Origin of the sequence: Kitasatospora sp. HUAS MG31, assembly GCF_040571325.1 — a bacterium.
In the GTDB taxonomy this organism is placed as follows: Bacteria; Actinomycetota; Actinomycetes; order Streptomycetales; family Streptomycetaceae; genus Kitasatospora; species Kitasatospora camelliae.
In genome coordinates this window covers 4,604,687-4,617,710 of the sequence record NZ_CP159872.1, presented here as the reverse complement: position 1 = coordinate 4,617,710, position 13,024 = coordinate 4,604,687, and the positions used below count along the sequence as shown (strand labels likewise).

Annotated in this window: 14 protein-coding genes; 7 read left to right on the top strand and 7 right to left on the bottom strand. The window is 72.7% G+C overall.

Features of this window, described 5'->3' with window-relative positions:
* The first annotated feature begins 29 nt into the window (after positions 1–29).
* Positions 30–1,238, top strand: a complete 1,209-nt coding sequence (gene xseA / locus ABWK59_RS20945) for an exodeoxyribonuclease VII large subunit (RefSeq protein ID WP_354642144.1) — start codon at positions 30–32, stop codon at positions 1,236–1,238.
* Here the strand turns inward: xseA and ABWK59_RS20940 are convergent.
* The gene (locus ABWK59_RS20940; RefSeq protein ID WP_354642143.1) at positions 1,216–1,617 is read right to left on the bottom strand and encodes a hypothetical protein; all 402 of its coding nucleotides are present in this window, start codon (positions 1,615–1,617) and stop codon (positions 1,216–1,218) included. The genes xseA and ABWK59_RS20940 overlap by 23 nt on opposite strands.
* A 7-nt stretch (positions 1,618–1,624) precedes the next feature.
* Positions 1,625–2,065 carry a helix-turn-helix domain-containing protein gene (locus ABWK59_RS20935; protein WP_354642142.1) on the bottom strand — a complete coding sequence of 147 codons (441 nt, stop codon included), beginning with the start codon at positions 2,063–2,065 and terminating at the stop codon, positions 1,625–1,627.
* A gap of 163 nt (positions 2,066–2,228) precedes the next feature.
* Here ABWK59_RS20935 and ABWK59_RS20930 point away from each other — a divergent pair, with 163 nt between their 5' ends.
* Positions 2,229–2,774 carry an RNA polymerase sigma factor gene (locus ABWK59_RS20930; RefSeq protein ID WP_354642141.1) on the top strand — a complete coding sequence of 182 codons (546 nt, stop codon included), beginning with the start codon at positions 2,229–2,231 and terminating at the stop codon, positions 2,772–2,774.
* A gap of 30 nt (positions 2,775–2,804) precedes the next feature.
* Here ABWK59_RS20930 and ABWK59_RS20925 read toward each other — a convergent pair whose 3' ends face one another.
* Positions 2,805–3,284, bottom strand: a complete 480-nt coding sequence (locus ABWK59_RS20925; protein WP_354642140.1) for a GNAT family N-acetyltransferase — start codon at positions 3,282–3,284, stop codon at positions 2,805–2,807.
* Positions 3,285–3,422: 138 nt separating this feature from the next.
* On the opposite strand from ABWK59_RS20925, the gene ABWK59_RS20920 reads away from it, so the two are divergent.
* Together ABWK59_RS20920 and ABWK59_RS20915 are read left to right on the top strand one after the other, a co-directional pair.
* A complete protein-coding gene (locus tag ABWK59_RS20920; RefSeq protein ID WP_354642139.1) occupies positions 3,423–3,674 on the top strand; it encodes an exodeoxyribonuclease VII small subunit in 252 nt (83 codons plus the stop codon).
* 106 nt (positions 3,675–3,780) lie between these two features.
* Positions 3,781–4,374: a malonic semialdehyde reductase gene (locus tag ABWK59_RS20915; protein ID WP_354642138.1), complete on the top strand. Its 594-nt coding sequence runs from the start codon at positions 3,781–3,783 to the stop codon at positions 4,372–4,374.
* Between the two features lie 76 nt (positions 4,375–4,450).
* On the opposite strand, the gene ABWK59_RS20910 is transcribed toward ABWK59_RS20915, so the two are convergent.
* A complete protein-coding gene (locus ABWK59_RS20910; protein ID WP_354642137.1) occupies positions 4,451–4,966 on the bottom strand; it encodes a DUF4245 domain-containing protein in 516 nt (171 codons plus the stop codon).
* Between the two features lie 215 nt (positions 4,967–5,181).
* Between ABWK59_RS20910 and glpX the strand changes: the two genes are divergently transcribed.
* Positions 5,182–6,222: a class II fructose-bisphosphatase gene (glpX, locus tag ABWK59_RS20905; RefSeq protein WP_354642136.1), complete on the top strand. Its 1,041-nt coding sequence runs from the start codon at positions 5,182–5,184 to the stop codon at positions 6,220–6,222.
* 62 nt (positions 6,223–6,284) lie between these two features.
* Here glpX and ABWK59_RS20900 read toward each other — a convergent pair whose 3' ends face one another.
* Together ABWK59_RS20900 and ABWK59_RS20895 are read right to left on the bottom strand one after the other, a co-directional pair.
* Positions 6,285–6,656 carry a WhiB family transcriptional regulator gene (locus ABWK59_RS20900; protein WP_354642135.1) on the bottom strand — a complete coding sequence of 124 codons (372 nt, stop codon included), beginning with the start codon at positions 6,654–6,656 and terminating at the stop codon, positions 6,285–6,287.
* 284 nt (positions 6,657–6,940) lie between these two features.
* Positions 6,941–7,630 (bottom strand): DUF1707 SHOCT-like domain-containing protein, encoded by a 690-nt coding sequence (locus tag ABWK59_RS20895; protein ID WP_354645034.1) that lies wholly within the window; start codon positions 7,628–7,630, stop codon positions 6,941–6,943.
* Between the two features lie 229 nt (positions 7,631–7,859).
* On the opposite strand from ABWK59_RS20895, the gene ABWK59_RS20890 reads away from it, so the two are divergent.
* Entirely contained in the window at positions 7,860–9,527 is a 1,668-nt protein-coding gene (locus ABWK59_RS20890) for a fumarate hydratase (protein WP_354642134.1), read from the top strand.
* A 60-nt stretch (positions 9,528–9,587) separates the two neighbouring features.
* On the opposite strand, the gene ABWK59_RS20885 is transcribed toward ABWK59_RS20890, so the two are convergent.
* A complete protein-coding gene (locus tag ABWK59_RS20885; protein WP_354642133.1) occupies positions 9,588–9,800 on the bottom strand; it encodes a hypothetical protein in 213 nt (70 codons plus the stop codon).
* A 214-nt stretch (positions 9,801–10,014) separates the two neighbouring features.
* Between ABWK59_RS20885 and ABWK59_RS20880 the strand changes: the two genes are divergently transcribed.
* Positions 10,015–12,987, top strand: a complete 2,973-nt coding sequence (locus tag ABWK59_RS20880) for an AfsR/SARP family transcriptional regulator (RefSeq protein ID WP_354642132.1) — start codon at positions 10,015–10,017, stop codon at positions 12,985–12,987.
* The last annotated feature ends 37 nt before the right edge of the window (positions 12,988–13,024 follow it).

Sequence of the window (13,024 nt, the reverse complement as noted above, 5' to 3'; positions counted from 1 at the left end):
GTGTCGGTCGCGGGGGTTAGCCTCGTCGCATGGCCCACACCAGTTCCCCGGAAGCCCCGATCGCGGTCGGGAAGGTCTCGGCGCTGATCGGCGGGTGGATCGACCGGCTCGGCGAGGTGTGGGTCGAGGGGCAGATCGCGCAGCTGAACCGCCGGCCCGGGGCGGGCATGGTGTTCCTGACCCTGCGTGACCCGGAACGGGACGTGTCGCTGACCGTCACCTGCTTCCGCTCGGTCTTCGACCAGGTCGCGGACGCGGTCCAGGAGGGCTCGCGGATCATCGTGCACGCCAAGCCGGAGTGGTACACGGCCCGCGGCACGCTGTCGCTGCGGGCCTCCGAGATCCGGCTGGTGGGGCTCGGGGAACTGCTGGCGCGGCTCGAGCAGTTGAAGCGCCGGCTGCAGGCCGAGGGGCTGTTCGACCCGGCCCGCCGCAAGCCGCTGCCGTTCCTGCCGCACTGCGTCGGTCTGGTGACCGGCCGGGGTTCGGCGGCCGAGCGGGACGTGCTGGAGGTGGCCCGGCGGCGCTGGCCGGCGGTCCGCTTCGAGGTGCGCAACGTGCTGGTGCAGGGCCCCAGCGCGGCGGCCCAGGTGAGCGCGGCGGTACGGGAGTTGGACGGACACCCCGAGGTGGACGTGATCGTGGTGGCCCGTGGCGGGGGCAGTGTGGAGGACCTGCTGCCGTTCTCCGACGAGGACCTGCTGCGCACGGTGGCGGCGGCCCGGACGCCGGTGGTCAGCGCGATCGGCCACGAGCCGGACCAGCCGCTGCTGGACCACGTCGCCGACCTGCGCGCCTCCACCCCGACCGACGCCGCCAAGCGCGTGGTGCCGGACGTGGGCGAGGAGTTGGCCAAGGTGCACCAGCTGCGGGACCGCGCCCGCCGGCACATCGTGCACCGGGTGGAGCGGGAGCTGGCGGGCCTGGCCGGGGTGCGCAGCCGCCCCGTGCTGGCCGCGCCGCGGCAGGCGATCGACGCCCGGGCGGAGGAGGTGACCGCGCTGCTGGAGCGCTCCCGGCGGGTGCTCGGCCACCGGCTGGACCACGCGCAGACCGATCTCGGCCACGCGCTGGCCCGGGTGGTGTCGCTGTCGCCGCTGGCCACCCTGCAGCGCGGGTACGCGGTGCTGCAGAAGGCGGACGGGCACGTGGTGACGGATCCGGCGCAGGTCGCCGCGGGCGAGGAGCTGCACGCCCGGGTGGCCGAGGGCGGGTTCAGCGTGACGGCGAAGCCCTGACCTGGGAGGGCTGGGCGGCCCGCTCGACCCGTTCGGCCCGTTCGGTCTGGCCGTGCATCGCCTCCCGGACCAGGGAGTTCCACTCACGGGCGAGGTCGGCGAGTTCGGCCTGGGCGTGTTCGGCGGTGGCGTTGGCGCGGCGCAGCTCGCGGTGGACGTCCTCCAGCACGCGCTGCTGGTCGGCGCGGCGGTCGGCCTGGTCGAGCCAGCGCCGGACGCGCTCCAGTGCGAACTCGGTGCCGGCGAAGGTGACCACGGCGAGGCAGCCGACGGCGGGGAGCCAGCGGGTGTCGTAGGTGCCCGCGACGATCAGCGCGATGCCGGCGATCGCGCCGCCCGCGCGCAGGACGTCGGTGGTGGTGGGCGAGATTCCCGGCATGTCGGCCTCATCTCTGCGTGTGCGTGCCGCGCTCGCTTTCCTGCTGCAGGTCGATCGCCTGCGCAATGGCGGCGAGAAGGAATTTCCGGATCACGGGGTGCCTGATTCCCCAGGAGTCCAATGCACCCTCAGGAGTGATGGGTGAGCGTACTCCCTGAGAAAGATCGTTGGCGGAATCCGGGGAAATGACACCGCCGCGTACCAGGAGGTCGGGGAGTTCGACGCGGACGGCCTGGGCGATCCGCTGGAACTGGGCCGGGCGCGGCAGGGTCTCGCCGCGCAGCATGCGGCTGACGGCCGAGGCGCTCATCCCGGTGTCCCTGGCCAGGGCGAGGCGGCCGCCCGCCCCCGGCGTGAGGTCGTACCCCGCGCGCCCCGCAGCCTCGTGGACGAGCGCCCCGAAGCGCTGAGCCGGTGTCGGTTCCGGGGTTTCCACTGTCGCCTGCATGCCGCGCAGGCTATCGCGTGTTCATGCAAAGCCGGATCGACTTGCACCATTGCAAGTTCCATCACCCTTATGGCGTACGAATCTTCAGGCGCTTTTTCGGAAGCACTTGCACGCATGCATGCGCCCTCGTAGCGTTGCGCACCCACTGCTGGGGAGGTCCGGCATGACAGTCACACCGGCGTTGATCGACGCCGCCAAGACCGGGGACCGGGACGCCTGGTCGGAGTTGTACCTCGAATACCGCAGGCCCGTACTGGCCTTCCTCACCCGCCGGACCGGAAACCCGGCGCTGGCCGAGGACCTGACGCAGGACACGTTCGTCCGCGCGATGACCGCGATCGCCGGCTACCGCTGGACCGGGAAGGACCCGGGGGCGTGGATCTTCACCATCGCCCGGAACATCATGATCGACCACGACAAGCGCCGTTCCACCCGGCGGGAGCGGGCGACCGAAGCGGTCACCGACGCCGACTCGGGGGTGCGGGTGGAGGAGCTGGTGATCGCCTCCGCCGAGGCGGACCGGGTCTGCGCCGCGCTCTGCTCGCTGAACGACCGCCAGCGCACCGTGCTGACGCTGCGCTACTGGGACGACCTGACGTCGCATGAGATAGCGGCCCGGATCGGGCTGCGGGTCGGCGCGGTCAAGACGCTGACCTACCGCGCCCGGGTCAACCTGCGGCGCACCCTGGCGGACGAGCCACCGGCCTGACGCGGTCGGCCACCGGCCACCGCGGGCCGGTCAGCCGGTCAGCGTGCGCTGCCGGGACAGCGCCACCGCGTGCTCGTGGAAGCCGAGGCCGCGGTACATCGCCTCGCCGCCCTCGGTGGCGTGCAGGTCGATCCTGGTGACCCGGCGGGCGTCGAACCAGGCCAGCAGCGCCTCGGTGCAGGCCCGTGCGTAGCCGCGCCGGCGACTGTCCGGGTCGGTGCAGATGTTGAAGACGAAGCCGAACAGGCCGTCCGGATGGCCGGGCGCCGGCAGTCGGCGCTCCAGGGTGCCGATCGCGCAGGAGGCCAGCCGGCCCGCGTGCTCCGGGTGGTCCACCACGAAGGCGGGCATGCCGCCCGCCGGATCCGCCAGGCGCTCCCGCAGCACCTCCTCCGCCACGGACTCCCAGGGGCCCGGGCGGGCACCGCCGTGCATCGCCGCGAACATCAGTCCGCGCAGCCGGACCAGCTCGGGAGCGTCGCCGGGCACGGCCGGCCGTACGGTGATCATGCCGCGAGGCTAGCGGGACGGCCCCGCCGGGCGCACCCGGTTCGCCGCACCCGGTTCGGGGCACCCGCTTCCGGGCTCCCGGTCCGGCACCCGTCTCGGCGCACCCGTCCTGTCGGCCCGACCCCCTACGCTGGCGCCATGGCAGATCAGGCGAACGGCAGCGGGGACAGCACCCTCGACACCCTGGGCTACGAGCAGGCGCGGGACGAGCTCCTGGAGGTCGTCCGGCAGTTGGAGAACGGCGGCGTCCCGCTGGAGGAGTCGCTGGCGCTGTGGGAGCGCGGCGAGCGGCTGGCCAAGGTCTGCCAGCGCTGGCTGGACGGGGCCCGGGCCCGGCTGGACGCCGCGCTGGCCGCCGAGGAGGCCGAGGGACCCGAGGGCCGGGCGTGACGCAGCTCACTCCCGCCGGTGGAATGTTTAAGTTTCACCCACAGTTGGACGGCATGTGCGGCACCCGCCGCTCACCGTAGCCGACTCGCACGAGGTGGACTAGATCATGACCCTGGCTCTCGACACCGCCGCCCAGGACCTGCTCTTCCGCGAGGCCCACACGGCCAACGCGTTCACGGACGAGCCCGTGAGCGACGAGCAGGTCCAGGCCATCTACGACCTGATCAAGTACGGCCCGACCGCGTTCAACGAGCAGCCGCTGCGCATCGTGCTGGTCCGCACCCCCGAGGGCCGTGAGCGCCTGGTGAAGCACATGGCGGAGGGCAACCGCGCCAAGACCGCCGCCGCCCCGCTGGTCGCCGTCCTCGCCGCGGACAACGAGTTCCACCACGAGCTGCCGCGCCTGCTGCCGTCCTTCCCGCAGGCCAAGGACCTCTTCTTCTCCGAGCGCCCGGTCCGCGAGGCCTCCGCCCAGCTGAACGGCGCCCTCCAGGCCGCGTACTTCATCATCGGCGTCCGCGCCGCCGGCCTGGCCGCCGGCCCGATGACCGGCTTCGACGCCGAGGGCCTGAACAAGGAGTTCTTCGGCGACGGCGAGCACTCGGTGCTGGCCGTGGTGAACATCGGCAAGCCCGGCGACGGCGCCTTCTACCCGCGCAGCCCGCGCCTGGAGTACGACGAGGTCGTCACCACCGTCTGATCCGGTCCCGCGTGCGACGAGGCCCCCGGCCTTCCTGGTCCGTCCAGGAGGTCCGGGGGCCTTCGCGTACTCGGTCCTACTTCAGCGACTGCGCGAGCCTGGCGAGCTCGTCGTAGGAGGCGGTGCCGGTGACCACGGTGGTGGCGGTGCCGGTCTGCCTGGTGAGGCCGCGGTACTTGTCGCCCTGGTAGCGCTGCCAGTCCTCGCCGGACACCGAGGCGTTGCCGTCGGGCTTGGCGCCGAGCGTCACCTCGCTGAGGACGGCCTCGCGCTCGCCGTCGCTCTGCTCGATCGCGGCGTACTGGCCGGTCGGGGTGACGAAGCCCAGGTGCCAGACGTTGTGGCCCTTCTTGTCCTGGCGGTACTCGACCGAGGTCGCCCGCCAGTCGTCCTCCAGCCCCTGCGGGCCGAGCACCGGGAACGGTGCCGCCCGCTTGGCGGAGGCCAGCGCGGAGCGGTAGTCGACCACGTGCACCCCGTCACCCCCCGAGTGCGGGAGGAAGAGGTAGCCGATGAAGACGACGCCGCCGACCGCCAGCATCGACAGGACCATGTCCCGTACCGTCTGCCGGGTTCTCATGCTGCTTGCCACCCGTCCATGGTGACCCATGCCGACGCGGGCCCGGCGCGCGGGGCGCCCTTCGACGGTGGAACCGACCCGAATGGCGACATGTCCGCAGGTGGTCGGGAGGTGCGCCACAGACACTCATCCGTTCGGCAGATACGATCGCTGCAACCCTCACCACGGCGTTCGACCTGGCAGTAGTCGGGCGCTCACTGGCCGTCGCGTACAGAGAGGTAACGACGATGACCGCGCAGTACCCTCACGACCTCCCCAGCGCCCTCCAGGTCGCTCCGGAGGCCCCGGACCGCAACCTCGCCCTCGAACTGGTCCGGGTGACCGAGGCCGCCGCGATGGCAGCCGGCCGCTGGGTCGGCCGGGGCGACAAGAACGGCGCCGACGGCGCGGCCGTGAAGGCGATGCGCACCCTCGTCTCCACCGTCTCGATGAACGGCGTGGTCGTCATCGGTGAGGGGGAGAAGGACGAGGCCCCGATGCTGTACAACGGCGAGCGGGTCGGCGACGGCACCGGCGCCGAGTGCGACGTCGCGGTGGACCCGGTGGACGGCACCACCCTCACCGCCAAGGGCATGAACAACGCGGTGGCCGTGCTGGCGGTCGCCGACCGCGGCACCATGTTCGACCCGAGCGCCGTCTTCTACATGGACAAGCTGGTGACCGGCCCCGAGGCCGCCGACTTCGTCGACATCACCGCCCCGACCGCGGTCAACATCCGACGGGTCGCCAAGGCCAAGGGCATCTCCGTCGAGGACGTCACCGTGGTGGTCCTGGACCGTCCTCGCCACGAGGACCTGGTGAGGGAGATCCGCGAGGCGGGCGCCCGGATCAAGTACATCTCGGACGGCGACGTGGCCGGCGCCATCATGGCCGCCCGCGAGGGCACCGGCGTCGACCTGCTGATGGGTGTCGGCGGCACGCCCGAGGGCATCATCGCGGCCTGCGCCATGAAGTGCATGGGCGGCGTCATCCAGGGCCGGCTTTGGCCGAAGGACGAGGCCGAGCGCCGGAAGGCGCTGGACGCCGGCCACGACCTGGACCGCGTCCTCACCACCAACGACCTGGTCAGCGGGGACAACGTGTTCTTCGTGGCCACCGGCATCACCGACGGCGAGCTGCTGCGCGGTGTGCACTACCGCCAGGAGACCGCCACCACCAGCTCGCTGGTGATGCGCTCCAAGAGCGGCACGATCCGCGAGGTCAACGCCACCCACAAGCTGTCCAAGCTGCGGGCGTACAGCGCGATCGACTTCGACCGCGCCAACTGACGCCGGGCCCACCGTCGAGGGGCACGCGGGGACTCCCCGCGTGCCCCTCGGTGGTCGGGCGGTCAGCCCGCTATCCGGCGGGCGCCGAGGCGGCTGGCCTCGCGGAGGTCCGCGTCGCGGCGCCGGCGGCGGGCGAGGACGACCCGGCGCTCGGCCGCGGTCAGCCCGCCCCACACGCCGTACGGCTCCGGCTGGGCGAGGGCGTGCTCGCGGCACTCCAGCAGCACCGGGCAGCGCGCGCACACCCGCTTGGCCTGCTCCTCGCGGGAGAGCCGGGCCGCCGTGGGCTCCTTGGACGGGGCGAAGAACAGACCCGCCTCGTCACTGCGGCAGGCCGCCCCGCTGTGCCAGGGGTCGTCCTCCAGATGCTCCAGTTGCTGCGCCGCCGAGGGGCGGGCGGCGGCTGAAACGCTGGACTCGATCGGATGCAGCACGGCGAACTCCTGACGAGGCTCAAGACTCGGGGAAGGCTCGCACCCGTCCGGCCACCCCCGGCTCACCCCCGCTTCGGCACCCGCGCCGCAGCTCGGAATCCCGGCCGGACAGGAACGATGTGCGAGAGGAACTACCCCGCCGCGCACCGATTCATGCACACAGCACACAACCGGCTACGCAGTGCACTCGAGCCAACCACGAGTGCCGGTCCACGAGTTGGACCGGCGCCGGGCCGACGGCCGCGAACCGCGACGGGCCGCCGCGAGCCGCCCGGCCCGCCCGGTCAGCCCTCCAGCCGCTTGCGCACCCACTCCTTGAGCTTCTTCCCGCGGCGCGGCCGGGCCTCGCAGCCGCCGAACACGGCCGCGCCCTTCACCCGCACCACCGGCGCGTACGGGTCGGCCGCGGTCTGCTCCTTGACGTCGAACCCGCCGAAGATGCCCACCCCGCCGCCGTGCAGGCTGACGTTCTCCGGCACCTTGATGTCCACCCCGCCGAACACCGCGGCGACCTCGACGACCACCTCGGGGGACTCGAAGACGGCGTCGGTGAGGTCGATCTCCACGCCGCCGAAGACCGCCACCGCGCGCAGGTGCGACCCCACCCGCCAGCGGCCCTTGCGGGTCGCCCCGCCGAACACCGCCACGATGGACGGCGATTCGGTCCGGGCCGGCGGCAGCGGCGCGGCCTGCGGGCGCGGCGCCGCGGGCTCCTTGGTCATCGACAGCGGGGTGTGGGCCGGCAGGTCCCGGGTCAGCGGGGCGAGTTCGCCGAAGGTCTTGGCCCGGTACGCGGCCTCGATCCGCTCGGAGTGCTCCTCCACGGTGAGCCGGCCCTCGGCGTAGGCGTCCCGGAGCAGGTCGGCGACCCGCTCGCGGTCGGCGTCCGACGCCCGCAGGTCCGCCTCGGCGACGGGCGTGTCCAGCGGGGCCCGCTCCGGCACGTCGAGCCGGGCCCGCTCGGGCTTGGTCATCGGTACGGGCGAGTTCTCCGGAGCCGCGGGCTCCTGGCCCGGGGCGTCCTGCGACGGGGAGTTGTCCACACCGCCAAGCCTATCCAGCGCCGGTCGGGACCGAACGGGAGTTCGCGCATTCCGCGTGACCCCGGTCACGCAGGCATACCTTCGCGCGGGGCCCCGGGCGGCTGCGCCTACCCTGGAGGGTGCTTCGTCGACGCAGCCGAAAGAACTGAGGATCTCCCCCATGGCTCCCACGCCAGAGTTCGCCTACCGCGACCTGCTCCCGCTCGGTGCCGACCCGACGCCGTACCGCAAGATCAGCTCGGAGGGCGTGTCCACGTTCGAGGCGGGCGGCCGCACCTTCCTGCAGGTCGAGCCCGAGGCGCTCCGGCTGCTCACCGCCGAGGCGATGCACGACATCTCGCACTACCTGCGCCCGGCCCACCTCGCCCAGCTGCGCCGCATCCTGGACGACCCGGAGGCCAGCCCGAACGACCGCTTCGTGGCGCTGGACCTGCTGAAGAACGTCAACATCTCGGCCGGCGGCATCCTGCCGATGTGCCAGGACACCGGTACCGCGATCGTCATGGGCAAGCGCGGCCAGAACGTCCTCACCTCCGGCCAGGACGAGGCCGCCATCGCACGCGGCGTCTTCGACGCGTACACCAAGCTCAACCTGCGCTACTCCCAGATGGCCCCGGTGACCATGTGGGACGAGAAGAACACCGGCAACAACCTGCCGGCCCAGATCGAGCTGTACGCCACCGACGGCGACGCCTACAAGTTCCTCTTCATGGCCAAGGGCGGCGGCTCGGCGAACAAGTCGTACCTGTACCAGGAGACCAAGGCGATCCTCAACGAGTCGTCGATGCTCTCCTTCCTGGAGCAGAAGATCCGCTCGCTGGGCACCGCGGCCTGCCCGCCGTACCACCTGGCGATCGTGGTCGGCGGCACCAGCGCCGAGTTCGCGCTGAAGACCGCCAAGTACGCCTCCGCGCACTACCTCGACCACCTGCCCACCTCCGGCGACGCGAAGACCGGCCACGGCTTCCGCGACCTGGAGCTGGAGGCCAAGGTCACCGAGCTGACCCAGAAGATCGGCATCGGCGCCCAGTTCGGCGGCAAGTACTTCTGCCACGACGTGCGGGTCATCCGCCTGCCGCGGCACGGCGCCTCGCTGCCGGTCGCGATGGCCGTCTCCTGCTCCGCCGACCGCCAGGCCCTGGGCAAGATCACCGCCGAGGGTATCTTCCTGGAGCAGCTGGAGACCGACCCGGCCAGGTACCTGCCGGACACCACCGACGCCCACCTGGACGACGAGGTGGTGAAGGTCGACCTCAACCAGCCGATGTCCGACATCCGCGCCCAGCTCTCCAAGTTCCCGGTCAAGACCCGGCTGTCGCTCAGCGGCACGCTGGTGGTCGCCCGCGACATCGCCCACGCGAAGATCAAGGAGCGGCTGGACGCCGGCGAGGGCATGCCGCAGTACATGAAGGACCACCCGGTCTACTACGCCGGCCCGGCCAAGACCCCCGAGGGCTACGCCTCCGGCTCCTTCGGCCCGACCACGGCCGGCCGGATGGACTCCTACGTGGACCAGTTCCAGGCGGCCGGCGGCTCGATGGTGATGCTCGCCAAGGGCAACCGCTCCAAGCAGGTCACCAAGGCCTGCGCCGAGCACGGCGGCTTCTACCTCGGCTCGATCGGCGGTCCGGCCGCCCGGCTCGCCCAGGACTGCATCAAGAAGGTCGAGGTCCTGGAGTACCCGGAGCTCGGCATGGAGGCGGTCTGGCGGATCGAGGTCGAGGACTTCCCGGCCTTCATCGTGGTGGACGACAAGGGCAACGACTTCTTCGCCGAGGTCACCGACGGCCCGCTGATCACCAGCCTGCGGGTGCGGTCCGCCGAGTAGCGCACGACGGCGCGCGCCCCGGACCGCGTGGTCCGGGGCGCGCGCCGCGTGTGCTTCAGGTCAGGGGCAGTTGCTGACGTTGCCGAGCGGCTCGAACACCTCGTCGGACTTGGGGTCGCCGGCGGGAAGCTGCTCGCCGGTCTTCGGCTCGGGCTCCTCGGCGAGGACCTCCAGCGCGTGCTGGATGGCGTTGGGGTCCACCGGGGCGGCGGTGTGCTCGGCGGGGGCAGCGTCGGCGGTCGGCTCGGTCGTGGTGGTGGTCTCGTCGGCCATGGGTGCGCCGCCTTTCTGGTCATCAGATCTCGGCGCCCCGACCGGATCGTTCAGGGCGCCCGCCCAGTATCGTAGGGGTCGTTAAATGTCTTATAAACGTCCCGTCTTGTACGCGACTCACGGATGTTTGCGCGCTTCCTCATAAGCTGACGCCTCACCGTTCGCGCGGGTGTCGCCGCACGCAACCACCAACACAGGGGCATCGGGGGAGGACATGGAGCTTCAGGGGACGGTCCCGGCCGACGCGCTGCGTTTCCAGGTGCTCGGCCCGGTCCAGGCCTGGCGCGGGGAGCAGCAGCTCGCCCTGGGGTCGCCGCAGCAGCAGGCGGTGCTCACCGCACTGCTGCTCAGCCAGGGCAGACCGGTCACCACCGACGACCTGGTGGACGGCGTGTGGGGCGAGCGGACCCCGCCGCAGGCCGTCGCGGCGCTGCGCACCTACATCTCCCGGCTGCGCTCGGTCATCGAGCCCAACCGGGCGGTGCGCAAACCGGCCGAGATCCTGGTCTCCGTCAGCGACGGCTATGCCCTGCGCGTCCCGGACGGCTCCCTCGACCTGACCTCCTTCGAGCGCCAGGTGGCCGAGGCCGCCGACGCCCGCTCCGAGGGCGACTTCCGCACCTCGCACGAGTCCCTGCTGGCGGCGCTGGCGCTGTGGCGCGGCCGCCCGCTGCCGGGGGTGCCCGGGCCGTACGCCGAGGCGCAGCGCGCCCGGCTGTCCGAGCGGCAGATCACCGTCGCCGAGGAGCGCTGCGCGGTGGCCCTGGAGGTGGGCCTGCACGCCGAGGTGGTCTCCGAGCTGAGCGCGCTGGCCGCCGCGCACCCGCTGCGGGAGCGGCTGCGCGAGCTGCTGATGCTGGCGCTGTACCGGTGCGGCCGACAGGCCGAGTCCCTGGGCGTGTACGCGGACACCCGCAAGCTGCTGATCGAGGAGCTCGGCGTCGAGCCCGGCAGCGGGCTGGCGGCCATGCACGGCCGGATCCTGGCCGGCGACCCGGCCCTGATGCCGGCGGTGACGGCGGCCCCACCGCTGGACGCCGAGGAGCCGGCGGCCTTCGTCCCGCCGGCCCAACTCCCGGCCGACGTCTCGGACTTCAGTGGGCGCAGCAAGCTGGTCAGCGAGCTGCGGGACGTGCTGCGCGGCGGCTCGGGGCAGGCCGTGGTGGTCACCTCGCTGGCCGGTATCGGCGGTGTCGGCAAGACCACGCTCGCCGTGCACGTCGCGCACCGCCTGCGGCCCGACTTCCCGGACGGGCAGCTGTACGTGGACCTGCGCGGCGCGGGCGCCTCGCCGGCCGACCCGGCCGTGGTGCTGGGCGACTTCCTGCACACCCTGGGTGCGTCGGACGCCCCGGACTCGCTCGACCAGCGCGCCGCGCTCTACCGCTCGCTGCTGGCCGACAAGCGGATGCTGATCCTGCTCGACAACGCCAGGGACGCGCGGCAGTTGATGCCGCTGATCCCGGGTGTCTCGGGCAACGCCGTGATGGTGACCAGCCGTTCACGGCTGGCGGAGATCCCCGGTGCGCACCTGGTGGACATCGAGGAGCTGTCCCCGGACGAGGCGCTCGCCCTGTTCTCGGCGATCGTCGGTCACGAGCGGGTGGCCGCCGAGCCGGAGGCGGCCCTGGCGGTGGTCGCCGCCTGCGGCTTCCTGCCGCTCGCGGTCCGCATCGCGGCCGCCCGGCTGGCCAGCCGTCCGCGCTGGAGCGTCTCGGACCTGGCCCGTCGGTTAGCCGACCAGCGCAACCGCCTCCAGGAGCTCCAGCTCGGCAACCTCGCCGTGGAGACCACCATCGGCCTCGGCTACGCGCAGTTGCGTCCCGAGGAGGCCCGGGCGTTCCGCCTCCTCTCGGTGGTGGACTCGCCGGACCTGCCGCTCGCCGCCGTCGCGGCCCTGCTCGGCACCGACGAGCAGACCGCCGAGGATCTGGCCGAGGCGCTGGTCGAGGCCAACATGCTGGAGTGCTTCACCCCGGGCCGCTACCGCTACCACGACCTGCTCCGGCTGTTCGCCCAGCGGCAGAACCAGAAGCTCGGCGACACCGAGCAGCAGCTGGCGGCCCTGCTGCGCCTGCTCGACCTGCTGCTCGCCACCCTGCAGAACGCCGCCCGGGTGATCGAGCCCGACGACATGCTGACCGAGCTGCTGCACACCCCGGCCACCCCGGGGCTGCGCCTGGCGGACAGCACGGCGGGCCGGGACTGGCTCCGGGCCGAACTCGCCCTGGTGCTCAGCGCCGTGGAGACGGCCGTCGGCCAGCCCGCGGAACTGCTGCGTCCCGGTGTCGACCTGGTGCTGGTCCTGCGCGCCCTGGTCGAGGACCCGACGCTCGGTCCGCGCATCGGCCGGGCGCTGCGGACGGCGGCGGGCCATGCGCAGGCCTACCGGGACACCGCTGCACTGGCACGCATCCGGTTCGCCCTGGGGCACCTGCACCGCATGGCGGGCGGGCTCACCGAGGCCGAGGACGCACTACGGCAGAGCCTGGCGCTCCAGGATCCCGAGGCCTGCACCCACCTGCGCCTCTCCGTGGCCAATGAGCTGGCGGTGGTGCTGATCCAGGCCGGCCGCCCGGCCGAGGCGCTGCCGTTCTACCAGCAGGCGCACGCGATCAGCCGTGCCCTCGGGGCGTCCATCGGCGAGGCCCGGCTGCTGGCGAACATGGCGCGGGCGTACGTGGGACTCGACCGGCACGAGGAGGCGGTGGAGTCGGCCCGGGCGGCCGTCTCGGCGGCGCGGACCTCGGGCAACACGCCGTGCCTGGCGGACACGCTGTACCAGCTGGGCGTGGTGCTGCGGGCGACCGGCTCCACGGCGGAGGCGGCGGAGGTGCTCCGCGAGGCGCACCAGCTGTACCAGTCCCAGCAGTACCGCTTCTGGGAGGGCTACTCCCTGGCCCGGCTGGCGGCCTGCCTGCTGGACGAGGGGCAGCACGCCGGGGCCGCGTCGGCGGCCGAGGAGTCGCTGTCGATCGCGCAGGAGATCGACGCCGCCTACTGCCAGGGCCTGGCCAACGCGGCCTTGGGCGAGGCGCTCCTGGAGCTCGGGCAGCCCTCGCGTGGGCTGGCGTGTCTCCAGGAGGCGCACTCGGTGTTCACCAGGCTCGGTGTGCCTGAGGCCTCCCCCGTCGAGAGCCTCATCTCACAGCAGCACACCGAGCCTTCCTCTCCCCCCGCGCCGTAGGCCCCGTCCCCCGGCGGAGCCTCCCCCGTCGCGCGTC

Coding starts and splice junctions, on each gene's coding strand:
- ABWK59_RS20885 (WP_354642133.1), bottom strand. CDS start 9,800: ATGGCCGACGAGACCACCACCACGACCGAGCCGACCGCCGACGCTGCC.
- ABWK59_RS20930 (WP_354642141.1), top strand. CDS start 2,229: ATGACAGTCACACCGGCGTTGATCGACGCCGCCAAGACCGGGGACCGG.
- glpX (WP_354642136.1), top strand. CDS start 5,182: ATGACCGCGCAGTACCCTCACGACCTCCCCAGCGCCCTCCAGGTCGCT.
- ABWK59_RS20935 (WP_354642142.1), bottom strand. CDS start 2,065: ATGCAGGCGACAGTGGAAACCCCGGAACCGACACCGGCTCAGCGCTTC.
- ABWK59_RS20890 (WP_354642134.1), top strand. CDS start 7,860: ATGGCTCCCACGCCAGAGTTCGCCTACCGCGACCTGCTCCCGCTCGGT.
- xseA (WP_354642144.1), top strand. CDS start 30: ATGGCCCACACCAGTTCCCCGGAAGCCCCGATCGCGGTCGGGAAGGTC.
- ABWK59_RS20880 (WP_354642132.1), top strand. CDS start 10,015: ATGGAGCTTCAGGGGACGGTCCCGGCCGACGCGCTGCGTTTCCAGGTG.
- ABWK59_RS20915 (WP_354642138.1), top strand. CDS start 3,781: ATGACCCTGGCTCTCGACACCGCCGCCCAGGACCTGCTCTTCCGCGAG.
- ABWK59_RS20920 (WP_354642139.1), top strand. CDS start 3,423: ATGGCAGATCAGGCGAACGGCAGCGGGGACAGCACCCTCGACACCCTG.
- ABWK59_RS20895 (WP_354645034.1), bottom strand. CDS start 7,630: ATGACCAAGCCCGAGCGGGCCCGGCTCGACGTGCCGGAGCGGGCCCCG.
- ABWK59_RS20940 (WP_354642143.1), bottom strand. CDS start 1,617: ATGCCGGGAATCTCGCCCACCACCACCGACGTCCTGCGCGCGGGCGGC.
- ABWK59_RS20925 (WP_354642140.1), bottom strand. CDS start 3,284: ATGATCACCGTACGGCCGGCCGTGCCCGGCGACGCTCCCGAGCTGGTC.